The organism is Secundilactobacillus silagei JCM 19001, assembly GCF_002217945.1.
Lineage (GTDB): Bacteria > Bacillota > Bacilli > Lactobacillales > Lactobacillaceae > Secundilactobacillus > Secundilactobacillus silagei.
Map to the genome: position 1 here is coordinate 30365 of NZ_BCMG01000001.1, position 23473 is coordinate 53837.

Below are 23473 nucleotides of genomic sequence, written 5' to 3' on the forward strand. Positions count from 1 at the left end.
TGTGTGATGAAAACGAGGTATTTTTGATGAGTGAGAAACTACGAGTAGGAATCATTGGTGCAACGGGTATGGTCGGTCAGCGGTTTATTAAGATCCTGGCTGATCACCCTTGGTTTGAGATCGAGGTATTAGCTGCCAGTGCCCACAGTGCCGGCAAGACGTACGCCGAGGCTGTTAAGGGCCGCTGGAAGATGGAAGGCGATATTCCGGACCAAGTTAAGGATATGGTGGTGCAAGACGCTGCTAAAGTCGACGAGATTGCTTCACAAGTTGACTTTGTCTTCAGTGCAATCAAGTTAGATAAAGCCGACACCCGTGCTTTGGAAGAAGCCTACGCTAAGGCTGAAACACCAGTTGTTTCTAACAACAGTGCTCACCGCTGGACACCGGATGTGCCAATGGTAATTCCCGAAGTTAATCCACAACATACGGATGTGATCAAATATCAAAAGGCCCGTTTGGGGACTACTCGTGGCTTTATCGCCGTTAAGCCTAACTGTTCGATTCAAAGTTACACGCCAGCCCTTTCTGCTTGGCGTCAGTTTGAACCCACTCAAGTGATTGCTACCACTTACCAAGCCATTTCTGGTGCCGGTAAGACCTTTAAGGACTGGCCTGAAATGAAGGGCAACGTGATTCCTTACATTGCCGGTGAAGAAGCCAAGTCGGAAGGCGAACCGCTGAAAATCTGGGGTCACGTCGATGATGACAAGAAGGCCATTGTCCCAGCTGATGACACGGTGATTTCTTCGCAGTGTATCCGAGTCCCAGTTTTGTACGGGCATACGGCGGCCGCTTTCGTTAACTTCCGTCAGAATCCATCGAAGCAAGATCTGATCGATGCTCTGGAAAGCTATTCTGGCGAACCGCAGCGTTTAGGTCTGCCAAGCGCACCTAAGCACTTCATTCGCTACATGACTGAAGATGACCGCCCTCAAGTTCGCCTTGATGTGAACTATGAGCACGGGATGGGCGTTTCGATTGGCCGGCTGCGTGAAGATAAGATCTTTGATTGGAAATTCGTGGGTCTGTCTCACAACACCGCCCGTGGTGCCGCTGGTGGCGCCGTTGAATGTGCTGAATTATTGAAGGCACAAGGCTATTTGACCGCTAAATAAATTATTAAAACGTTTGCCGCTAGGTCCTGCTGTATGTAGGGAACTAGCGGTTTTTTAATACCGGTTAAAATTTGATTTCACTGATTAGCGTAATTAACACTAGGACCTAAATTCTGTTAAACTGGAAGAAGATTATTTTGAAAGGAACTGAAGTCCATGAAGCCGCAGACCATCTTAAAATCTCAGTTCGGCTATGATAGCTTTCGGACGGGGCAAGAAGAAGCCATCAATGACGTTTTGAACCACCAAAATGTGCTGGCAATCATGCCCACTGGTGGCGGTAAATCACTGTGTTACCAGATTCCAGCGCTAATGCTGGACGGGGTCACACTAGTGGTCTCACCTCTGATTTCTTTGATGAAAGACCAAGTTGACGCGTTGACTGAAAACGGCATCGCAGCCACCTTTATCAACAGCTCACTGGATTATGACGAAATCAATTCGCGGTTCAACCAGGCTGCCAATGGTGAGGTAAAACTACTCTACGTGTCACCGGAACGGCTGGATTCGGGTTATTTAAGCCGGCTGGCAGAATTGCCGATTGATTTGGTGGCCATTGATGAAGCCCACTGTATTTCACAGTGGGGGCATGATTTCCGGCCCAGCTACCTGAATCTGGCCCAAACGATTCAGCAGTTGCCTAGTCAGCCAACGATTATTGCGCTGACGGCGACCGCAACACCGATCGTGGCACAGGATATTATGCAGCGGTTAGGTTTACAGGATGAAGTTAAGACGGGTTTTTCACGCCCTAATTTAGCGTTTAAGGTGATCAAACATCAGGATAACGATAAGTACTTGGTGGATTATTTAAAACAAAATGCTGGTCAATCTGGCATTGTTTACGCTAGTACCCGTAAAGAAGTTGAGCACTTAACGAAGTTATTAAATAAAAAACACATTGACGCGACAATGTATCATGGTGGCCTGCCCAAGGATGTGCGCCGGGAAAATCAGGAAGACTTCCTCTACGACCGGGTGCCCGTCATGGTGGCGACCAATGCTTTTGGAATGGGGATCGATAAATCTAACGTCCGGTTTGTGATCCACGCTCAGGTTCCCGGTAGTATTGAATCGTATTATCAAGAAGCTGGCCGTGCCGGGCGTGATGGTCTTCCCAGTGAAGCTATTTTACTGTTCCGGCTGTCAGACGTGCAGATTCAGCATTTCTTGATCGACCAGTCTGACCGCGACGATGCTGGTAAGCAGCGTGAATATGATAAACTGCAAGCTATGTCGCAATACGCGAACACCCAAGAATGTCTCCAGAGCTATATTCTGCAGTACTTTGGCGAAAAGGGCGAGAAGTGCGGCCGCTGTTCGAACTGTTTGGATGACCGCAAGGAGCAAGACATTACCGTTGATACTCAAAAGGTGCTGTCCTGCGTGAAGCGGATGAACGAAAACTTCGGTAAAATTCTAGTGGCGCAGGTTCTAACGGGTTCAAGTGTGGCGCGGGTCAAACAGCTGCACTTTAACGAATTATCCACTTACGGGCTGATGAAGCAATCGTCACAAAAGTCGGTTGCTGAGCTAATCGATTTTTTGACTGCAGCCGGTTATCTCTTGTCGGTCGGCGGCCAATACCCAGTACTTAAAATCAGTGATTTAGGTGTTGCGGTTTTAAAGGGTGAACAAAAGGTTTACCGCAAAGTTGCCATCAAGGCAACCCATGTCTTACCCGAAAATGATGGGTTGTTTGAGCGGTTGCGCGGGTTACGTCGTGATTTTGCGAAGAAACAGGGCGTCCCACCGTTCGTGATCTTTTCAGACAAGACGCTTCATGACATGTGTGCCGTGATGCCGCAAACCGATGAAGAGATGCTGACCGTCAGCGGCGTGGGTGAAAGTAAGCTCCAGAAGTATGGCGGGGCCTTTTTAACGGAAATCAAAACCGCTAGTGAAGCCCATTCGGATAACGATGGTGTAACTGCTAAGTAAACTAAAAGACCGATTTCAGCAATCAAACTGAAATCGGTCTTTTTGTAGCACTTATTTAACCCAATAAGCACTCTTATAATCTTCAACGACACCGCTGATATTATGGACGACACCGTTGAGCTTGGGATTGGTTAAGAAGCTATCAGCTTGCTGGTACAAGGGGGTTACACCCTGCTGTTCAGTGAGCCGCTTTTCAGCAGCCAGCATCTGTTCCCAGCGTAATTGATTGTCCGTGCTCTGATTATTGCTGATGGTGGCAACCTGACGATCATACGCGGCGTTATGCCAGTGGCCGTAGTTATGACGGCTGTTACTGGTCATTGCCTGTAAAAATGACAGCGGATCAGGGTAGTCAGCGCCCCAGCCAGTTAGCAGCAGGTCAAACTGACCAGCCTGCACGCGGTCGTTTAAGTGAGTTGAATCCGGCGAAACCACTCGTACGGTCAAGCCTTTCAACTGGTGCTCCAACTGAGATTTAAGGTTGTTGCCGACCCGTACGCTGATGGCGTCGTTTGACGTAGCCAAGGTTAGCGTTGCTGATGACGCGTGCGACTGGCGCTTGGCTGCTGCCCATTCTTTAGCGGCTAACCGTGAATTGCCTTTGACATAACGAGATGCTTCCTGCTGGTTAGCAAAGTCAGAATGGTTGAGATTATTTTTACTTAGGCCAGCAGTGACGAATCCCTTGGGTGGCAAAGAGGCATTTTGCAGGGCATTATTAATCAGTTTACGACGACTAATTGCGTGCGAAATTGCCAGCCGTGCGTTACGATTATTAATGAGTTTCTGATTGGTGGGATTGGCTGTGGTAAAATTATATTCGATTATCCGCATCAAAGAAAACGGCCGGACAACGTAGTCCCGGTTATTTTTATTTGCCGGGATCTGGCGGCCAATCAGCTGAATCTCAGCGACTTTGCCAGCGCGGTAGGCTTTTAGATCTTGGGCTGGCGATTTGGCAGTCACAATGGTTAAGCGCTTTAAATAGACGTGGGCTTTGTCCCAGTAATACGGATTGGGTTCCAGCGTCCGAGTGGCGCTATTAGCGTGCCACTTAACGAGCTTAAAGGGACCGCTGTAGATCTGCTGATTAGCGCTGTCACCATAGTGAGTGCCATACCGCTGTACCGTGGCCTGATGTTGCGGCGCAAATAGCGGGTAGGCTAAAAGGGTCTCAAAGTAAACCATGGGGTGATCTAAAGTCACCCGCAGTTCATGGTTTGAGAGGGCTTTGACACCCAAGTCAGTTACTGGCAGTGTTCCCTTTCTGATCTGATCAGCGTTTTTGATGCCGTCAAATAAATTCGCGTTGACGGAGCGAGTCTGCGGTTTAACGCTGCGTCGCCATGAGTAGACAAAATCGGCTGCCGTGATGGGCTGGCCATTACTCCAGCGGGCATTTTTGCGCAGTTTAAAGGTGTAGGTTTTCGCGTTCTTACTGATACGGTAAGATTGGGCGAGACCGGGATTAACACGGCCGTTTTTACCTAAGCGAAACAGGCCCTCCGTTGAACTGCGCAGCTTGTTAAAACTGTTGACCTTTGAGATGTCAACGGTGCTTAAGCGCGTCTGTTCAACCACGGTGACGTTTTGATTTTGTGACATGACGCCTTTGCTGTCGGAAACCCGTTTGGAATTCGACAGATTTTGCTGACAGCCGCTTAGAACAAGAACTGCCGCGAGTATTACGATGAGTTTTAATTTTGATTTCATAACTTAATCCTCTCAATTCCAATAACTCTATTTTGATAATAATAACGCAATTTCGTAGCGTCAAGCACGGTGAATACTTACGAGGTGAAAAGCATTGATAGAAGGACAACAACTTTCAGCGGGACAATTTGCCCAGCTCTTAAAAATTGATCGGCACCTGTTAAACCGGTTTGATGAACTGGGCTTATTTAAACCGGCCAACCGAGATAAAAATGGACACCGGTCATATAATTTAACACAGGTTAACCAGTGGCTATCGCTGCAGGCTACCGTTGGTTTGGAAAATGACCTTAATCAAACTAAGACCACGTTACAGACTAATGGCAAGGATCACCTAGCCATGCTGAAATATCAGCAGCAATTAATTGAACAGCAGCTTAATCAACTTAGTCTGGCACGCCAGCAAGTCTCTCAAGAGATCAGTAATCAGGAGACAGCACGTCAGGCCATCCCAGAAGCAGCAGCGGTGGTTGACCGGTCGCCCATTAATCTACTTGCAACGATTTTTCCGGAAGAAACGGAAGTGACTGGCAAACAGGTTCAGCAACAAGTCAACCACGTGCTGTCAGTGTTGGACACGCCACCTATTAATCTGGCCATTGGCCGGGTCCACCCGCGGCACGCAATTGAAGCGGGGAACACTGAGCCGATTACGGCGCTGTATACGCCGCTAACGGCTGACAGCAAGGTTAAAGCCGATATGACGCAGTTAGGCGGCCACGTCGTGATTGAATACCACCATTTGAACACACCATTAATCGAAGGGTTTAACCATTTGCGTGAATATGCTGACCAACATCATTTTGCTTTAGGCACTCATTTTTACGAAGAACCCGTGATTAGCAGCTGGCAGACGGCGGATCCCGCACAGCAAGTGGTTCGGCTGTTAGCAGAAGTAAAGGAATGATGAGATGATTGAATGGTCGCAAAACCAAATTCGCGCTTTTCGCAAAACACTGCTGGACTGGTATGATGCTCACGGCCGAGATTTGCCGTGGCGCCACGATCACGCCCCGTATCACGTCTGGGTCTCAGAAATTATGCTGCAACAGACCCAAGTGAACACGGTCATTCCCTATTACGACCGGTTTATGGCCCAGTTCCCAACGGTTAACGCATTAGCTGATGCCCCTGAAGCACAGCTGATGAAAGCTTGGGAGGGTCTGGGATACTATTCCAGAGCCCGTAATTTACAAAAAGCTGCCAAGCAAATTGTATATGAACGTGATGGTCAGTGGCCGCAAACGGCTGAGGGGTTACGTGAGCTGGCCGGAATTGGCCCGTACACGGCCGGTGCGATTGCTAGTATTGCGTTTAACGAACCGGTTCCAGCGGTGGACGGCAACGCGTTTCGGGTATTTGCCCGCTTGCTGGAAATTGATTTGGACATTGCTAAACCACAAACCCGTCCCGTTTTTGAACAGATCATCGGCCGCATCATGTCACCATCACGACCGGGTGATTTTAATCAAGCAGTGATGGATCTTGGGGCCAGTTATATGGCGGCTAAAAATCCAGATTCCGCACACTCGCCGGTCAAAGAATTTGATCAGGCTTATTTAGATGGTGTTGAAGGGCAGTATCCCGTGAAGTCCAAGAAGCCGCGACCCGTTAAAGTTGCCTACTATGGTCTGGTGATTCGCCATGGGGATCAGTTCTTGATGCAAAAGCGGCCAAGTGATGGCTTACTGGCGAACTTTTGGACCTTCCCGCTAATTGCCGAAGATGACGTGTTAGCGTTGAGCGAGACGCCAGAACTGGTGACGGATGAAGAACGGCTGACGTTACTGGAACAGCTGGTCAAACAAGACTTTGGCCTGACCGTTCACGTGGTACCGATCGGTGGTAAGCCGGTGAAGCACACCTTTACACACCGTCAGTGGGTGATCTCGTTGCTGAGCGCTGATTTGCCAGCGAATACTGATCTCAGCTTTTTTCCCGGGGAATGGTTATCGATAGAAGCGTTACAAAAAATTGCGTTACCAAAAGTACAAGCGAAATTATTCACACGGATACGCTAAGGTAAATGATTAGCGCTATCCGGTTTTTTATCAAATAAATTCAGAAAGAAAGTGATGTTATTGTCTGGAGATGGACATACGCCAGCACAGCCCGTTGATCAAAATGGGCGCCCGTACAACCGAATAGCATTAGTGTTTACGATGCTTGTGGGAACGTTTAGCACCTTTTTAACCTCGACAATGCTGACGACGGCTTTTCCAACTTTGATGAAGTCGTTTAGTATTTCGGCTAATACCGTTCAATGGCTGACCACCGGATTTATGCTAATGATGGGAATCACGATTCCCATTACCGGCTTTTTCCTCCAGCGATTTGATTCGGGGAAACTTTACTTAGCTGCAATTATCATTTTTTCAGTTGGAACTATTCTGTGTTACTTTGCCCAAGATTTTTGGATGATCTTAATGGGCCGGTTGATTCAAGGGGCTGGTGTTGGCATTACCGCACCGGTTTACCAAACCATCATGACGTCCATTTTTCCACCGTCGCAACGGGGGGCTGCTATGGGAACGGCCGGAATGGTCATTGGACTAGCACCCGCCATTGGGCCGACACTTTCGGGTTGGATCTTGATGCATTATTCTTGGCGGATGCTGTTTTTGTCCATCCTGCCGATCTCACTATTGGTCGTAATCATGGGGCTCTTTACGCTACGCAAGGTATTACCCACTAAAAAAGCGCCGATTGATTGGCTCTCGGTTTTGCTGTCGATGATCGGTTTTGGATCCATGCTATTTGCGTTCTCGTCAGTTGGCGATTATCAATGGACGGATCCAATCGTTTACGTCACGTTGACGGTGGGTGTAATTGTGGTCGCACTGTTTATTTGGCGGTCAGTGAAGATCAGTAATCCGTTACTGCAACTGAAAGTCTTTAGTCACCGGGAGTTCACGCTTTCGGCAGCGCTAGTCGCGGTGTCGTTTATGTCCATGAACGGGTTTACATTGATCTTGCCATTATACTTACAAACTATTCGGGGTGAGACACCGTTAGCATCTGGGCTGACCCTGTTGCCGGGGGCCATCGTTATTGGACTGATGAACCCGGTTACCGGGCGGATATTTGACCGGCTGGGTGGTCGCAACATGGCCATGGCCGGGATGTTTTTACTGATGGTCACGACCGGTTCCTTCATCCCGATTACGGCAACCACACCGGTGATCGACATCGTGTGCCTCTATTCGGTACGGATGCTGGGGATCTCAATGGTCATGATGCCAGTGACCACGACTGGAATGAACGCCTTACCACTGAACTTGATCAGTGATGGGACGGTGGTGAACAATACGGCGCGCCAAGTTTTTGCCTCCATGGGAACCGCCGTTTTGGTCTCGGTGATGTCCAACGTCACGAAGAACCACATTCCCGCTCACGGGGTGGCCAAAGCAACACCGATCCTATTTCGTAAATTAGCCTTGCACGCGAACGTCGTGGGCTTTCGATACGCCTTTGCCATTGCCACGTTATTTGCGCTGGTGGGGTTCGTGATGACCTTCTTCTTGAAACGACATAAGGAGGCGGTCTAGATGATTGCAATCACGTTATTTATTGGTGCGTTACTCTTTGCCGGCAGTATGATTTTTATTTCTGGCGGGATTCCAAAGGCGGTTTGGGTGACCATTGGGCTGATCCTAACTGTTGGTAGTATTGGACTGATGATTTTAAATTATAGTCAGTATTTGGGGATGAAAAAGGTGACGGTCCAGCAGACTTATCCGCTAACGTCCAGCATAACTGCTAAGAAGCCGGTTTTACTGTATCATCCAATCGGGACGCAAAACGAGCGGGTGTACCTCTATAAGACCAATCCCCTTGAACACGGCCTGCAGCGGACGAATCCGACTCAGGGACCGGTTCAGGTAACTCGCAATGCTAGCCGTAATCAACTGAAAGTCACTAAGACTTATCGGGTTTATAAAAGTGAAGAGCTGCGGCTGCTATTTAGTACTGGCGTTCAAAACCACGAGTATGTCATGACCCAGTGGCACTTTAGTTTAAAGCCGGGCTGGCAGCTGGTTTCGACCAGGTGATATTCCTGAGTTGGATTAGCTTTCACAGCCTAGCAACATCGTGTATAATGAGCACAATGTAAAATACAAATTGGGGGAGCCGAACATGGATAACGTTTTTGATATATTAAAGATGATCACGATCAACCATCATGGCGTTGATGGGGCACAGCTTGTTGTCACGGATCTGGAGGGCAAGCCGAATAGTCTGCTGACTGATCTGTTACGTGATACGGTGGGTAACATGCGGTTATTTATTGATATGCAAAAAGTGGACTCTCCTGATGATGTTTTAGCCGAATTAGGAGACACCACACCGCTGCCGGACGACGTACTGGATGAGTATTCTAAGATCTTGAAAGAACCTGTGGTAGGCCTCAATTTTGCGCCTCAAAAAGACACGATTGAATTACTGATTCGCTAAAATTGATAACTAATTGCTAAATTAAAAATAATTAAATGAATATGGTTCAACGGCTGATTGGCACCTGCTAATGGTGCTAAAAGGGCGTGATAGCAGGTATTGTCTGCAGTTAGAGCGGCAGTCTTCATTTAAAATAAAGTTTTGCTTCGCAGGAGTTTATTGTTGCACTTCTCAAAATTACCTGTTATAGTATTGGTAATGTATTTATGCTTCGGGATTAAGGTACAACGTTCTTTTTAGAATGGCTCCTTATTCAAAAGTTTCAAATGCAAAATTTATTTGCGCATAGCGCATGGAGGTTTCATTCTAATGGAACAAGGTACTGTTAAATGGTTCAACGCTGACAAAGGTTACGGTTTTATCACTCTTGAAAACGGCTCAGATGTATTCGTACATTTCTCAGCTATCAATGCTGACGGTTTCAAGACCCTTGAAGAAGGTCAACATGTAACCTTAGACGTTGAAGACGGCGACCGTGGCCCACAAGCTGCTAACGTTACTGTTGCTTAATTTAATTAAGCCCAACGGAACCACTGATCATTGTGATCAGTGGTTTTTTTGTGTCTTCGGTGGCGTTCAGACGGTTATTTTCAATCTTTACGCAACCAATACACAAATGACAACTGTTTATTACAGACGAGCGCTAAACTAATCTTGAATAGTAAAGGTGTGGCTGTCACCGCGGCTTATAAATCCTAGCGCTATTCACAGTAGTCCGGTCGCTACTGTACTCTCCCTATAAGACACTGCAAAAAAACGGTTTTGAGACAGCCTACTCTCAAAACCGTTTTGTAGTTACTGCGCATAATCGCTAATATGAGCTTTAGCGATACCAGGTAGTAATGGGTGTGATAAGATGAGCATAATTAGAAGTATTAAGCTTATGTGAATTGGGGGGCGGTTTTATCAAAACTTTAGTCGTTGTAGGGCATCCGCAGATTCAAGATTCCAGTACCCAGCAATTCTTAAAGGAAGCAGCTGCTTTACCAGACGTTACTTGGCATCCGCTCAGTACGTTTGATTTGAACGTTGCTGAAGAACAGACATTGATTAACCAAGCGGATCGCATCGTGCTGCAGTTTCCGCTGTATTGGTACAGCGCACCAGCCATCTTGAAGAATTGGCTGGATCAAGTGTTGACGCGTCACTTTGCTTATCCTGACGCCATGGGAAGCTTAGTTGGTAAAGAACTGGGAATCGCCGTGAGTTTAGGCTCACCAGCGCGAACCTTTACTGCTGGTGGCAGTGAAGGCTTTAGTCTTTCCCAGATCATGACACCGTTTCAAGCGTTGGCGCATAAATTACAAATGACGTTTTTGCCAACCTTTGTGATCGACCAATTTGGCTACCAGACGGATGATGACAAGGCCAAATTACTGGTGAATTATCAGCGCTATCTGACTCAGGCGCAGTTGGGGCACTTTGATGACCGGACCAATTGGTTAATGGATCAATTGACTGAATTGATACCGACCGTTTCAGCCGACAAGCAACAGCAGCTAACTTTGATTTTAGAGCAGTTAAAAAATGATCAGGCAACGTTAACGGATCTGCAGACGAACCTGAAAATGATTCAGGACATGGAGGGATAATTAATGGCAGAACAGACTTGGGCGGCCCAGCAACTATTTGCGTTAGCTGCCAAAACGCCGCAATTTAAAGAACGTGCGCTGTATTTGGCGCTGGCAGAACTGAGCGAAGAACAGCAGCGACGAATTCAACTGGCCCAAGATGAACTGGACGGACGAACGTGGAATCCGTCGCGGTGGTAGCGCTAGGAATTACCCTGATTTACAAAATTAGCGTTACAATTAAAGTTAATTAAGTTTATAGAAACGGGATGATGACTTGTTATTGGGGTACGGGTTTTTATTCGCGGCAATTATCTTTGAGATTATTAGCAGTTCGTTGTTGAAGGAATCCGATGGGTTTCACCGAATACTGCCAACGCTGCTGTTAGTCATTGGGTATTCCATTACCCTGTTTTTGTTTTCCAAATCACTGCGGTGGTTAGATTTAGGTGTCGCTTATGCGTTATGGGGCGCTATTGGGACCCTTTTTACAACCATTATTGGGATTATTTTCTTCCAAGAGCAGGTCAACCGCTCGAAAATCGTCGGTGTCGCCTGCATCATTCTCGGAACGGTGATGTTAAATATACTGTGAGGTGATAGCGGATGTTTAAATACTATGTAGCGCTTGGAATTGCGATTGTCACCGAAATTATTGGGACCATGTCGTTAAAGCTGTCGAGGGGATTTACACAATTTTCATGGACTTTTTTGAGCATTGCCGTTTTCTTGATCATGCTCTACAGTCTGTCGTATGCCATGCAAGTGGTGCCGCTGAGTGTGGCTTATGGGCTGTGGTCAGGAGCTGGAACAGTTTTAACTGCAGCACTTGACGTGATCATGTTTCACGAATCGTTTTCCATTGGCGAAATTTTGGGCCTGGGGCTGATTGTCGGCGGCATCGTGGCCTTGAACTGGTCTGGTGAAGCTGAAGAAGAAATCGACTATGAATCGCTGCAGGTAGAAGAAAAGATGAAGGTTTAGGGCTGAGCGCGAGCGAGGCTCTTTTTTTTCACTAAAAAAGCTGATTGATGTGAGTCAATCAGCCTTAAGCAGGGAAATATTACGCCTGAGATGAAGCCTGTGCATCTTCGTTAAACTGATTCACATCAGTGGTGTAGCCCACAACTGAAATTAAATCATTTTGCCGGAGTTTATCGTCCGCAGTGGGCGAGAGGTTGACCTTGCCATCGGTTTTAATGGCGATGATATTGATATGGTATTTATTACGTACGGCTAGTTCGTTGAGCGATTTGCCCACGAAAGCCGGGTTATCAACCTTAACTTCCGCCATGGTGACTTGGTCATTTAACATGAGGTAGTTCACGATGTTGGGCTGCAGCTGATGGAAGACAATTCGCCGAGCCATGTCACGTTCTGGACGGACGATTTGGTCGGCACCGATCTTCTCTAAGACCCGGGCGTGACTTTCATTTTCAGCCTTGCAGATGACGTCTTTAGCGCCCAGTTCTTTGGTCAGCAGGGTGGCCATGATACTGGCCTGAATGTTTTGACCGATGGAAATGAACACGTGGTCGAAACTGCCCAGTTCCAGTTCTTTCATGGTATCTTCATCCTGGGCATCGGCAATTACCGCCCGGGTCACGATGTTAGTGAACTCGTTGACCTTTTCTTCACTAATATCAATGGCTAGCACTTCTTGCCCCGCTTCAACGAGGGACTGACAGATGGCACTGCCAAATTGTCCCAGGCCGATCACGGCGTAGTTTTCACGTTTATGTTTAACCAATTAGAACACTCTCCTCTGGATAACGGTACTTCGGTTGCTTACGGTTGGCGTTTAAAATCGAGAACATCACGGTGTAGATACCGACCCGGCCAATGAACATCAAAAACATGATGATCAGCTTGCCCAGAACGTTTAAATGTGGCGTTAGTCCTAGTGAAATCCCGGTAGTCCCAAAGGCTGCCAGGACTTCAAAAGTAACCGACTGCAGGCCATCATTTTTAGGCAGCGGCTGGGTGGCGCAAAGAATCAGTGTGGCTGCTGCTAGGATGGTCAGTGCGACAAAGATTAAGGTCAGTGCCCGGAAAATATTATCTTGTGTGAAGCGGCGGTGGCCAAAGGTGGCGTCCCGCTTACCGCGCAGGGTTGCAATACTTTGAATGGTAAGTAGACCAATAGTCGTTGTTTTCACACCACCGGCAGTTGATCCGGGGGTGCCACCAATGAACATTAAAATCATGGTAAAGGCAATACTGGCAAGGGACAGATGCTGGTAGGGCAACGTGGTCAATCCGGCAGTCCGCGGCGTGATGGCCATAAACAGGGTGTTCATGAGCCGGTGGCCGTACGAAACGTGCTGGCTAAGGACTTGCAGGTTATTTTCGCTGAGCAGGTAGACCACGATTGAGATTAAGGTGATGACCGTTCCGGTTCCCAGTGCTAGTTTAGTATGCAGTGATAATCGCCGCCGTTTAGGATAGAGCAAGAGGTCCTGCCAGACCAGGAAGCCAAATGAACCGGCAATGATGAGGATCGCCATGATACTCAAAACGTAGGGGTCGTTCGTGAAGTCTTCTAAACTGTTGCCGAATAAGTCGAACCCGGCATTACAGAAAGCTGAAACGGCGTGAAAGATACTGAACCAGATGCCCTTAGTCCAGCCGTATCGCGGGTAAAAATCAAGCATTAAGAGCCCAGCACCCACTAGTTGAATGATCAATGAGAGCAGTAAGATTAATTTGATTACACTGAGCTGTGAGAGATTATCGAGGTTAAGTGATTCTTGCGCTAACAGTCGCGTTGAGAGTTTCATTTGGCGACGCATGAATAAAAATAGCATGACGGTGAAGGTCATGAAGCCCAGACCGCCAATCTCCATCAAAAATAAAATTACCGTTTGGCCAAACAAGGTCCAGTGAAACGCCGTGCTGACTAGCGTGAGCCCGGTCACGCAGGTGGCGCTGGTCGCGGTAAAGAAGGCGTCCATTACGGAGGTCGTGTGCGTACCGCGCGTGGCAATCGGCAGGCTGAGCAGCAATGTGCCAATTAAAATGATGATCAAAAAGCCCAGGGTGAGAATTTTGGGCAGTGACAGATGTTGCTTTTGAGGGATTGACATAGCTGACCTCCTTTCCAGTTTCTGTTAGTTTCACTATAGCGAAAATCATGCTGGTTTAAAAGCCATATGACAAGAAAACCGTGGCCGCAGTATCGGCGTTAAAAATAGTTTGTGGCAAAACGAACAATACAGCTAATGTGAGGTAGCTCCCGTGTTATAATTTAATCGTAATGATTAACTAAAACTGCTGGAGGTAGTAAGAAGATGTTGATACAGCAAGTGTCAATTGAGAATAGCGAAACCTTGAAAGACGTTCGAATTGAAGACGGCAAGTTTGTTGAAATTGCTAACCACATTACACCCAAAGAGAGCGAAGGCTTGATTGATGGCTGTGGGAAGCTGTTATTGCCACCGTTTGTTGACCCTCATGTCCATTTGGATGCCACCTTAACAGCAGGGGACCCGGAATGGAATCAATCCGGGACGTTGTTTGATGGAATTCGAATCTGGTCGGAACGCAAGAAGAAGCTGACCGTTGAAGACGTTAAAAAGCGCGCCATTCAGACCTTAAATAAACAGGCGAGTCACGGGACCCAGTTCGTACGTTCACACGTTGATGTGACTGATCCTGACTTGACGGCGTTAAAGGCGTTACTGGAAGTTCGAGACGAAGTGAAAGACTTCATTGAACTGCAGATCGTGGCTTTTCCACAAGAAGGCATTTTGTCCTTCCCGCATGGTAAAGAGTTAATGACCAAAGCAGCTGAGATGGGCGTCGACGTCATTGGCGGGATCCCGCACTTTGAATTCAACCGTGAATACGGCGTGGAATCACTGCACTTTGTCAGTGATCTGGCTGAAAAGTACGATAAATTGATCGATGTGCACTGTGATGAAATTGATGATCCAGCAGCCCGGGGTCTTGAAACCCTGGCAACCTTAGCCTACGAAACCGGGATGCGCGACAAAGTGACCGCAAGTCACACCACTGCCATGGGCTCATACAATGACGCTTATGCTTACAAGCTGTTCCGGCTGCTGAAAATGTCCGGCATCAACATGATCGCCAATCCACTAGTCAACACCTTCCTGGGTGGTCGGTTCGATACTTATCCTAAGCGTCGGGGGATGACCCGGGTTAAGGAATTGACCGAAGATGGCATCAACGTTGCCTTTGGTGAAGATGACATTAAGGATCCCTGGTACCCAATGGGTGACGGCAATATGTTAGATCCGCTGCACCTTGGTCTTCACGTGGCACAGACTATGGGCTATGACCAGATCATGAATTCATATAAGTACGTGACGCAAAACGGTGCCCGTGCGATGCACGTTTTGGACCATTACGGCATTGAAGTTGGCAAACAGGCGAACTGCATTATTTTAAACCGCGGTAACTTCTATGATGCCCTTAATGAACGGGCGGAAGTTTTGTATGCGATCCATCATGGTATCGTAACCGTTAAGACGCAGCCACAAGAAGTAAAAACTTATTTTGATCAAAATAAATAAATAAAGCACAAAAAATCCCTTAGTACAGCAATCTTTGACTGACTGCACTAAGGGATTTTAGTCACTATTTTAGGAATCCTGACTGTCACGCGCAAAATAAAAAGTTCTGAGTAAATTCAGAACTCATCAGACTAAGCGTGTTTCTTTGGTTTATGGGCACGGGATTCTGAAGCCTTCTTTTGGGCGACCGTGTCCTTGTGTAAAGCCCGGAGCTGTTCTTTATAACTTTCAATTTCCTCAGCGTGGTTTTCATGCCATTCCTTAAAGGAAAATTGGCTGTCGGTATCACCGGGCTTGAGCCCCGTTTGCAACCAGAATAACGCTTGGGTCAAACTTGAAAAGTTATGCATCCAAAGGGTTTGACCATTTTCGGAATCAAAGGCAACGTAGGATTTGAAATGCTTCTTTAAAAAAGTATGTTTCCGAATTTTAAATGCTTCCCGTTTACGAGTCAGCCGATAATCTGGTAGGATATATTGGCCAGTAAGTGTCAGTTCAGGAAAAAATTCGTTGGCTTGACTATGTTGCTCTTTCAACAAAGCGTGAGCTTGTTTAATGTTAATGAGCTGCGCGTGAATTTCAGACATCAGAGTTATTCCTCCTCTTGAACAACTGGTTAATAATGGCAAAGTTCATAAATGAACGTCGATTTTCTACATAAAGTGCTTACACTAATAACTTTAGCATAATTTTCACAAAATTAGTATAATTGACGATTGTAAAGTGGAAATTGTAATAGGAATTTATTAAACTTTAATAATCTTTAAATGGAGAGCAGGTGACGTTTTTGGGTAAATATTATGCGGTACGAAAGGGTCAGCATCCCGGCATTTATACCAGCTGGCCGGAAGCGCAAAAAGAAGTTTCGGGCTTTTCCGGTGCCGAATACAAAGGATTTAAGACGGAGTTAGAAGCCCAGCAATTCATGGGTGGGTCCACGGCGAAAAAAAACGTTACTCACGATGGCCTGATCATTGGCTATACGGATGGGGGCACGCGTAATCACGGTAACGTTAAGGGCGGTCACGTGAAGACCACCGATCCCGCTGCCTGGGCCTACCGACTGGAGCTGCCTGATACGGTCCTCAGTGATTCCGCTGGTGAATGGGGGGCCACCAATAACCGAATGGAGATCATGGCTCTGATCAAAGCGCTGAACGCATTGATCGAACAAGACCAGCAGACGGCTGACATCACGCTGGTACTTGATTCCAAGTACGTGCTGGATGCAATCAACAAGGGCTGGCTAAAAGGCTGGCAGCGACGTGGCTGGCGACGCTCCGGCGGTGAACTGATGAACGCTGAGCTTTGGCAGCAAGTCAATTCGTTATTGCCGCAGTTTTCTAAGCTGTCGCTTGTTTGGACTAAGGGCCACGCGGATAACCAGGGTAATATTTTTGTTGACCATTTGTTAAATCAAACGATGGACGAGATGGTTAAGACTGATCGGCCAATCGCAGGACGCCAGGTTAAGGCTAAAACGGTTAGACCGACTAAGCCTAAAGCTAAGCCGGCAGTATCAACTAAGCAGCCTGCTGCTAAACCAGCACCGCAACAGCAAAAAAAGGTTGATCAGTCAGTTTCAGACATTCAAAAAGCACTGGAACAATTGGATTTATTTAAAAATCCATAGCCCAGTGCTGATTGTGTCAGGTTTAGTTTTGCTTTTCTTTATGAGTTACTTTTCTGAAGCGGCGCTCAACTTCCTTACTCCAGAAGCCACCAGACATTTGGGTGGGTTCGTTGACCATGACAAAAGCTTCTGGTGCCAATTGATGGATCAGATCCATTAACCGGCGATCAGCTTTTCTGGGGGCTAAGATGTTTAAGATCAACCGCGAACCATCACGGCCATAGCCCCAAGTTTCCGTGACCCCGTAACCATTGTTACGCAGATCCTCCGGTAATTTTTTATTTTGCTGATACTTGGGATCGTCATTGTCGATTTTGACGGTGACTTGGAAATTAACGTAGCCTAACGCCACGTGATCTTCAATCAGAATACCTAGGTAAATCCCAATCCCGAAACCAACAGTATAAGCAATGACGTTGATCGGTGAGTTGATGTTCTTCAACGCAATTGCCAGTGCAATCACGTAAACGAATTCTTCAAAAACGGCTAGCAGTGGTGCCCATAGTTTTTGTCTGCGGACAACTAACATTGTCCGAAAGGTGTTTAAGGTAATGTAACAGGCATTTAAAACAAAAATAGTAAGCGCAAGTTTCAAATAAATCGCCTCTTTTATAAAGATAAAATTTAAAATTATTCTACTACTACAGTTTAGTGCAAATCACGGATGATGAAAGCAATTTAACTCAAAATTGTAATCTGTGATATGCTTTTAGCAAAGGAGTGTTGTTTTGTATGGCTACAGAAAGAGAAAAGATGACTGCCGGTGAACCGTACGATGAGCTCGATGGCGAACTTACTGCTCGCCGGGACTATATGCGCCAGCAACTAGAAGAAATTAATCATATTACTGATAATCAGAACCGTAATGACCGTTTCAAAGCGTTAATTGCCGATACTGGCGATAACTTTTTCGTTGAGACCAGTTTCAAATTTGACTACGGCTTCAACATTCATTTAGGCGATCATTTTTACGCCAACTATGATGTAACCATGCTGGATACGTGTCCCATCACCATCGGGCCGTATGCCTGGATCGGCCCTAACTGCGGTTTTTATACCCCAATTCACCCATTAGATCCAGTTCTGCGACGGGATGCCGACGTTGAATTAGGCGCTCCCATCACCATTGGCCACAGTGTATGGATGGGCGGCGGCGTCATCATCTTGCCTGGTGTCACGTTAGGTGATAACGTGGTCGTGGGTGCTGGCTCCGTGGTGACTAAATCATTTGGGGATAACGTCGTGATTGCTGGTAATCCAGCGCGGGTCATTAAACCCGTTCCAAAACACTCAGATAAGTAAATATGGACGATTAATAACCATTTTCTGCAAATAACGATCTTTCAAAGGCGGTTTAAACACCGTTATTTTGAAAAATCGTTTTTATTTTTCACTTATTTTGCTAAAAAGCCCGAGAATTCGGCAAATATAGCTTGTGGATAACTCCGCTAAAGCCTATGTATAAGCCAATAACATGGGTATTTTTCTTATCATTTTGACTGATTTTACTTATTATTTCAAACGTGTATAATAATGATGTAAATTCAATCGGGTTACATTGGAATTGGCAATTTGTTGCAGGCAGAGCTGTTGCAGGTGGTCGTAGACGATCTCGGCAGCTCTTTTTGTGCTTTCTACTTTGTCGACCCGAATGAAAATACGTTGGGTGCTTTCAGAGTTGAAAGGTTACAATTTCATTGTGGTTTCAATACGATGCTTGACGATATCGTTGCTATAACGGTATTTTGATCAGGATCCATCGGTAGGAATAATAACGAGAACGGTTATTTTTCTGAAAGTGGGGTTGATTGATACATGGACAAGACGTATTCCCAAGCTAGACCGCAGCGTGAACGGCAAGTTTTAAAATCGTCGCAGCGTGTTCAACCCTCTAGCTTGTTCCACACTCTGCATCCAATATGTACAATTATTAGAGGAGGAATATTATTTTAAGAAGCAAGTTAATCAACAAGTGGGTCTTTGTACCAACTGTGGGATTATTCTTACTGGCAACTTTAGTGTTAATGATAGGTGGAAAAGGGTTACAAGCACCTTTATCTAGTCTATTGAGTTGGATGAACCTAAAGTTAGGGTGGATGTACCTTGGTATTTATATCATCAACTTTGTCTTCTTAATCGGATTGGCATTTAGCCGATATGGGAAAATTAAAATTGGAAAACCCGATGACAAACCGGTGTACAGTGGTTTCAAGTGGGGCGCAATGGTGTTTGCAACGGCGATCGATGCCAGCATCATGATGTTGTCCATTACTGATCCACTGACGGTGATTCAGAATCCGCCATTTCACATTAAAGCTTATTCACACGCTGCTTACATCTCTGCTACGATGATGGGCCAGTTTAACTGGGGCCCAATGGCTTGGATGATGTTCGCACCAGCCGCTGTTTTGATTGGTTACCTGTTATACCGTAAGGGTCAGCCCGTTCAAAAGTTAAGCGACGGGATCAGTATGTTAGATGGTGACAAGCACCAGTCATTGAAGAAATTCTTTGCGGGCTTGATCAACATTTTGGTTGTTATTGGTATCATCGGTGGTGTCGGTTCATCAATTGGGATGGAAGTCCCAATCACTGCTAAGGCCTTTTCAAGTGCAACTGGCCTGAAGTACGGTCTGCCATTGGAAATGGCATTGTTCATTGTCTTATTCGGTTTGTTCGCCGTCACGGTCTTTAAAGGCCTGAACGGTGGGATCGACCGTTTAAGTCAGGTGCATATTTGGTTAGCCATCGGTTTTCTGGTTTTAATTTTATTCTTTGGTCCGGCTCGTTACATTATTGGTAACGAAGCACAAAGCCTAGGTATGTTAGTTCAAAAATTCGTACCAATGGCCACTAATACGCATCCAAGTGCCACTCAGCAGGATACGATCTTCTACTGGGGCTGGTGGTTGTCATATATGCCTGTGATGGGATTATTCATTGCGAAGATCTCACGTGGTAGAACGATTCGCCAGATGCTCATGGGGATGTTAATGTATGGCTTTACTGGCTGTGCATTGTTCTACGCCGTCATGGGTGGTTACGCACTTTGGTTACAACAAAATGGGGTCATTAATTTGGTCCACATGTTGAACACCCAAGGTCAAGCTGCCGTTATCGCAACCGTAATTGGGACGTTGCCAATGAAGCAGATCATGACGTTACTGTATTGCTTGTCATGCTTTATCTTCTTAGCAACAACCATTTCTGGTTCAGCTTACATTCTGTCATCGTTTACCAGCACCCCATTGAAGCACCGCGAACCAACGCGTTTCAACCGGATGACTTGGGTCGTCGTCTTCATGATCTTTGCCATCTCACTTGTTCTAGTAGGTGGTTTCAAAGTTATTCAGACGATTTCCGTCATGGCTGGTTTCCCGTTGATTGGGGTCTGTGCCGTCATCCTGCTGTCAATTCGGCGGTTGGTCAAGCACGACCACGAGCTGGTCTTCACGCCATCTTCAGAAGTTACCGATATGGGTATGGCACATCAACCAGTTACGGTGGAACGCAAGTCAGCGATTCATGGTAAGCTGATCTTGTCACCAACGCAATTAGCTAATTAATTTAAATAATTAAGAGAAGTTCTGATAAAAATTGTTGCAGACAATTTTCATCAGAACTTTTTTAGTGGACAGGATTCAAGATGGAAACTAGTTCTTTACAGAATTCAAATTGTGAGAGAAACTAACACTGATTGGGTTTAAAGTTGAGTGAGAAAGGGGGCAGCTGTTATGCTGGCATGGGCCATTCGTGGGATGACATTTGTGACTAATTTGTTGTTACTAACGGGGTTTGCACTGCTCTATGACTGGCTGCAGCGCACCCAATTTCAAATTCAATTCTTGAAACGGTTTCGAGGTATTTGTCAGATCTTACTCACCATTGGCTTTCTGGGATTCTTTCAGCTCGCCTCCGTGTTTCGGATTATGGAAGCCCATAATCGAAAGGGGTTTGGCTGGAGTTATCTCGGGTTTCAAATCGGGGTGCTGATCATTGCTCTATTCTTTGAAAAAAGTCGGGGGCTGTTCCCGGTGGCATCATTTCTTGTACTGAATTGGTACTGGCTGTTACCCAACTTGGTATGGTGGGGCTATGCTTTCGTTTTCACACTCGTGTTAATGCGGGTGGCGGAAAAATTCGGCCGGCAGATCATTGATCGACCACTGCGGTATTACCCATTTTGCTTTCTGTTTGCGGCGCCGTTTATGTGGGCCAACTGGGTTTCATTACGCGGTATTGAAGTGGGCTGGCTATGGGAAATCTTTGCTAGTTTAGTTGTGTTTTACCTGATTTGGTTTATTTACTATGAGCTAAAACTGCGAAATCAGCGGCACGCACTGCTGCTCTACGAAGCCAGACAGGATAATCTGACGCAACTCTATAATTTTCGGGTGTTTAATGAAGATCTGAACCGAGCATTTCGCGATTATCATAAAAATGGCACACGGTATTTGCTGTATACCTTTGATGTTGATCATTTTAAACGGGTCAATGATCGTTATGGTCACTTAGAAGGCAACGCCGTATTGCGAAAAGTCGCCGCTGAATTAAAACAGATCGTGCCTGAAATCAGTAGTCATGCTGAAGCTTATCGGGTTGGCGGCGAAGAATTTTCCATTCTGGTCTTCGATGTTGAGACCCAGCACTGTTCGGCCAACATGGCTGCCAATCGTGTTCGTAAAGCAATTGGCAACTTGAACTTTACGACTCAGCAGGGCGAACAGTTTCAAATCACCATTTCGATGGGCCAAGACCAAATTGACGCTGAGGATCAAAATTATTTGGACTTGTACAAACGTGCCGATAAGCGGCTATACCGTTCAAAAGAAGCTGGTCGAAACAGAGTGACAACCTCTGACGTGGGTTAATTAGGGTGTTTTAAATCAAAGCATGGTAAACTTTAAATAGTAAACGACTCTTTAAACAGAAGGGAATTTTTAAGATGCAGAAAGTAATTATACCTCAGGTTGCTGACAAGCAAACTGACCATTATTTAACTAAGAAGGGTTATGAAGTCTTGATGGTACCCGATCCAACGGAAGCAGCCATCTTGGCGACAGCACCTGATGTCGCGGGCATTATGATGTTTGTGGCACCATTTCCAAATACTTTATATGACAAACTGCCTAATCTAAAAGTCTTAGCTCGCTATGGCGTTGGCTATGACAGTATTGATGCCGACTATGCGGCGACCAAGGGCGTTTGGGTCACCAATACCCCTGGTGCCAATTCGGTCAGTGTGGCTGAAAATGCGGTTACTGATATCATGCTGCTGGCAAAGCAGTCGTTTAAAGTGTCGACTTTGATGCGTTCAGGACAGCAGCGGGCTGCTAGACAGATCTTTGGTCATGAACTCGCAGGGAAAACGGTGGGTATCGTTGGTTTCGGTCACATTGGTCAGGCAGTGGCCAAGATGCTAAGTAGTTTTGGTGTCAAAACGTTGCTCTATAATCGTACTAAACGCCCCACGAAATATGGTGAATACGTTGATTTAGAGACGTTATTAAGACAATCAGACTTCGTGACGCTGCACATTGCCGCCACTAAACAGACTGAACATTTGATCGGTGAAAAAGAATTAAAGATGATGAAGTCTAGCGCCTCGTTGATTAACCTAGCGCGTGGTTCCGTGGTTGACGAACAGGCACTGATCAAAGCACTCAGCAGCCATCAAATTGCCAACGCGGCCTTAGACGTCTTTGATGAAGAACCGCTGCCAGACGATAGCCCGTTATTCAAACTTGACAACGTCTTCTTGACACCGCATACGGGTTCCAATACCGTTGAAGCCGGTGAAAACATGGCCATGGGTGCCGCCAGAATGATCGATGAAGCATTATCGGGTCAAAAACCAGAATGGGCCGTTAATCAGCCACAGTTCTAAGATTATTAGCATTCTTCCCCGTATTTGAGTGGCTGAAAGGTTAGCAGTTGGGAAAACTAAAACCATTTAGTTAACAAGCTAAATGGTTTGGAATCGCTTCCATACGTGCTACACTACAGGCATAAAATACAAAAGGGGGATCCAGATAATGGCTATTAATGGATCGTTGTATCATACAGAGGCAGTAAATGAAAAAGGCTTAAGCGGTGTCAGCTTTATTCGTGGTAATGAAGGTTTAGCACTGGGTGTTAGCAGCTCACTGGTAAAGGGTTCTGGTACAAATCCCGAGCAATTAGTGGGGTTAGCAATCAGTACCTGCTTTAACGCTACCATTGAAATTATTGAAAAGCAGCATAACCTACCGCATACCAGTGTAGTTCACACGGGTGTGGATCAATTAAAAGACGATACGGGTTACAAATTCGTCGTCCGTGTTCAGGTTTTGATGAATGGTGTTAAACGTGATCAAGCACAGGCATTAGTTGATGAAGCTAAGAACTATTGCCCAGTTGCTAAGATGATCAAGCAAAACGCCAACGTTTCATTTGAAGTTGTGGATGAATTTGCGTTCTAATTGAACTAAAAAGCTCGTTGCATGATTGTTATGCAACGAGCTT

Annotated in this window: 24 protein-coding genes; 19 read left to right on the forward strand and 5 right to left on the reverse strand. The window is 46.2% G+C overall.

The features are described from left to right. Positions 1 to 26 precede the first annotated feature (26 nt). Positions 27 to 1118, forward strand: a complete 1092-nt coding sequence (asd, locus tag CES79_RS00140; RefSeq protein ID WP_089135956.1) for an aspartate-semialdehyde dehydrogenase — start codon at positions 27 to 29, stop codon at positions 1116 to 1118. Positions 1119 to 1274: 156 nt separating this feature from the next. Further along, on the forward strand, positions 1275 to 3059 hold the full coding sequence (recQ, locus tag CES79_RS00145; RefSeq protein WP_089135957.1) for a DNA helicase RecQ: 1785 nt from the start codon (positions 1275 to 1277) through the stop codon (positions 3057 to 3059). 51 nt (positions 3060 to 3110) lie between these two features. On the opposite strand, the gene CES79_RS00150 is transcribed toward recQ, so the two are convergent. Beyond that, a complete protein-coding gene (locus tag CES79_RS00150; protein ID WP_089135958.1) occupies positions 3111 to 4772 on the reverse strand; it encodes a peptide ABC transporter substrate-binding protein in 1662 nt (553 codons plus the stop codon). A gap of 94 nt (positions 4773 to 4866) precedes the next feature. Here CES79_RS00150 and CES79_RS00155 point away from each other — a divergent pair, with 94 nt between their 5' ends. The 10 genes from CES79_RS00155 to CES79_RS00195 all read left to right on the forward strand — a co-directional run bounded on the left by CES79_RS00155 (position 4867) and on the right by CES79_RS00195 (position 11782). Next, positions 4867 to 5679, forward strand: a complete 813-nt coding sequence (locus CES79_RS00155) for a MerR family transcriptional regulator (RefSeq protein WP_054653582.1) — start codon at positions 4867 to 4869, stop codon at positions 5677 to 5679. Between the two features lie 4 nt (positions 5680 to 5683). After that, positions 5684 to 6793 (forward strand): A/G-specific adenine glycosylase, encoded by a 1110-nt coding sequence (mutY, locus tag CES79_RS00160; protein ID WP_089135959.1) that lies wholly within the window; start codon positions 5684 to 5686, stop codon positions 6791 to 6793. Between the two features lie 60 nt (positions 6794 to 6853). Then, entirely contained in the window at positions 6854 to 8320 is a 1467-nt protein-coding gene (locus CES79_RS00165) for an MDR family MFS transporter (protein WP_225362269.1), read from the forward strand. Continuing rightward, positions 8321 to 8824 (forward strand): DUF4811 domain-containing protein, encoded by a 504-nt coding sequence (locus tag CES79_RS00170; RefSeq protein ID WP_054653584.1) that lies wholly within the window; start codon positions 8321 to 8323, stop codon positions 8822 to 8824. Between the two features lie 85 nt (positions 8825 to 8909). Then, the gene (locus CES79_RS00175) at positions 8910 to 9227 is read left to right on the forward strand and encodes a hypothetical protein (RefSeq protein ID WP_054653585.1); all 318 of its coding nucleotides are present in this window, start codon (positions 8910 to 8912) and stop codon (positions 9225 to 9227) included. A 309-nt stretch (positions 9228 to 9536) separates the two neighbouring features. Then, complete coding sequence (locus CES79_RS00180) at positions 9537 to 9737, forward strand: cold-shock protein (RefSeq protein ID WP_054653587.1); 201 nt, start codon at positions 9537 to 9539, stop codon at positions 9735 to 9737. A 380-nt stretch (positions 9738 to 10117) separates the two neighbouring features. Then, positions 10118 to 10819 (forward strand): NAD(P)H-dependent oxidoreductase, encoded by a 702-nt coding sequence (locus CES79_RS00185; protein WP_054653589.1) that lies wholly within the window; start codon positions 10118 to 10120, stop codon positions 10817 to 10819. A gap of 3 nt (positions 10820 to 10822) precedes the next feature. Next, positions 10823 to 10999 carry a hypothetical protein gene (locus CES79_RS12785; RefSeq protein ID WP_159459428.1) on the forward strand — a complete coding sequence of 59 codons (177 nt, stop codon included), beginning with the start codon at positions 10823 to 10825 and terminating at the stop codon, positions 10997 to 10999. A gap of 82 nt (positions 11000 to 11081) precedes the next feature. Beyond that, positions 11082 to 11393, forward strand: coding sequence for a DMT family transporter (locus CES79_RS00190; protein WP_159459429.1), 312 nt, complete (start codon positions 11082 to 11084; stop codon positions 11391 to 11393). 11 nt (positions 11394 to 11404) lie between these two features. Beyond that, complete coding sequence (locus tag CES79_RS00195) at positions 11405 to 11782, forward strand: DMT family transporter (protein WP_089135961.1); 378 nt, start codon at positions 11405 to 11407, stop codon at positions 11780 to 11782. A 79-nt stretch (positions 11783 to 11861) separates the two neighbouring features. Here CES79_RS00195 and CES79_RS00200 read toward each other — a convergent pair whose 3' ends face one another. Beyond that, positions 11862 to 12548: a potassium channel family protein gene (locus CES79_RS00200; protein WP_054653593.1), complete on the reverse strand. Its 687-nt coding sequence runs from the start codon at positions 12546 to 12548 to the stop codon at positions 11862 to 11864. Further along, positions 12541 to 13884, reverse strand: coding sequence for a TrkH family potassium uptake protein (locus tag CES79_RS00205; protein WP_089135962.1), 1344 nt, complete (start codon positions 13882 to 13884; stop codon positions 12541 to 12543). The genes CES79_RS00200 and CES79_RS00205 overlap by 8 nt, the downstream gene beginning before the upstream one ends. A gap of 204 nt (positions 13885 to 14088) precedes the next feature. Between CES79_RS00205 and codA the strand changes: the two genes are divergently transcribed. Then, positions 14089 to 15336, forward strand: coding sequence for a cytosine deaminase (gene codA, locus CES79_RS00210; RefSeq protein ID WP_054653595.1), 1248 nt, complete (start codon positions 14089 to 14091; stop codon positions 15334 to 15336). A gap of 131 nt (positions 15337 to 15467) precedes the next feature. On the opposite strand, the gene CES79_RS00215 is transcribed toward codA, so the two are convergent. Then, positions 15468 to 15923: a hypothetical protein gene (locus tag CES79_RS00215; protein WP_089135963.1), complete on the reverse strand. Its 456-nt coding sequence runs from the start codon at positions 15921 to 15923 to the stop codon at positions 15468 to 15470. 200 nt (positions 15924 to 16123) lie between these two features. On the opposite strand from CES79_RS00215, the gene CES79_RS00220 reads away from it, so the two are divergent. Beyond that, on the forward strand, positions 16124 to 16969 hold the full coding sequence (locus CES79_RS00220; protein WP_089135964.1) for a ribonuclease H family protein: 846 nt from the start codon (positions 16124 to 16126) through the stop codon (positions 16967 to 16969). Between the two features lie 22 nt (positions 16970 to 16991). Here the strand turns inward: CES79_RS00220 and CES79_RS00225 are convergent, their stop codons facing one another. Continuing rightward, on the reverse strand, positions 16992 to 17564 hold the full coding sequence (locus CES79_RS00225; protein WP_089135965.1) for a DUF2179 domain-containing protein: 573 nt from the start codon (positions 17562 to 17564) through the stop codon (positions 16992 to 16994). 137 nt (positions 17565 to 17701) lie between these two features. Here CES79_RS00225 and CES79_RS00230 point away from each other — a divergent pair, with 137 nt between their 5' ends. The 5 genes from CES79_RS00230 to CES79_RS00250 all read left to right on the forward strand — a co-directional run bounded on the left by CES79_RS00230 (position 17702) and on the right by CES79_RS00250 (position 23430). Next, on the forward strand, positions 17702 to 18271 hold the full coding sequence (locus tag CES79_RS00230; RefSeq protein ID WP_054653597.1) for a sugar O-acetyltransferase: 570 nt from the start codon (positions 17702 to 17704) through the stop codon (positions 18269 to 18271). 662 nt (positions 18272 to 18933) lie between these two features. Further along, on the forward strand, positions 18934 to 20535 hold the full coding sequence (locus CES79_RS00235; RefSeq protein WP_089135966.1) for a BCCT family transporter: 1602 nt from the start codon (positions 18934 to 18936) through the stop codon (positions 20533 to 20535). 168 nt (positions 20536 to 20703) lie between these two features. Then, positions 20704 to 21840, forward strand: coding sequence for a GGDEF domain-containing protein (locus tag CES79_RS00240; protein WP_089135967.1), 1137 nt, complete (start codon positions 20704 to 20706; stop codon positions 21838 to 21840). Positions 21841 to 21914: 74 nt separating this feature from the next. Further along, entirely contained in the window at positions 21915 to 22856 is a 942-nt protein-coding gene (locus tag CES79_RS00245) for a phosphoglycerate dehydrogenase (protein WP_054653603.1), read from the forward strand. Positions 22857 to 23004: 148 nt separating this feature from the next. Then, positions 23005 to 23430, forward strand: coding sequence for an OsmC family protein (locus tag CES79_RS00250; RefSeq protein ID WP_054653605.1), 426 nt, complete (start codon positions 23005 to 23007; stop codon positions 23428 to 23430). Positions 23431 to 23473 lie beyond the last annotated feature (43 nt).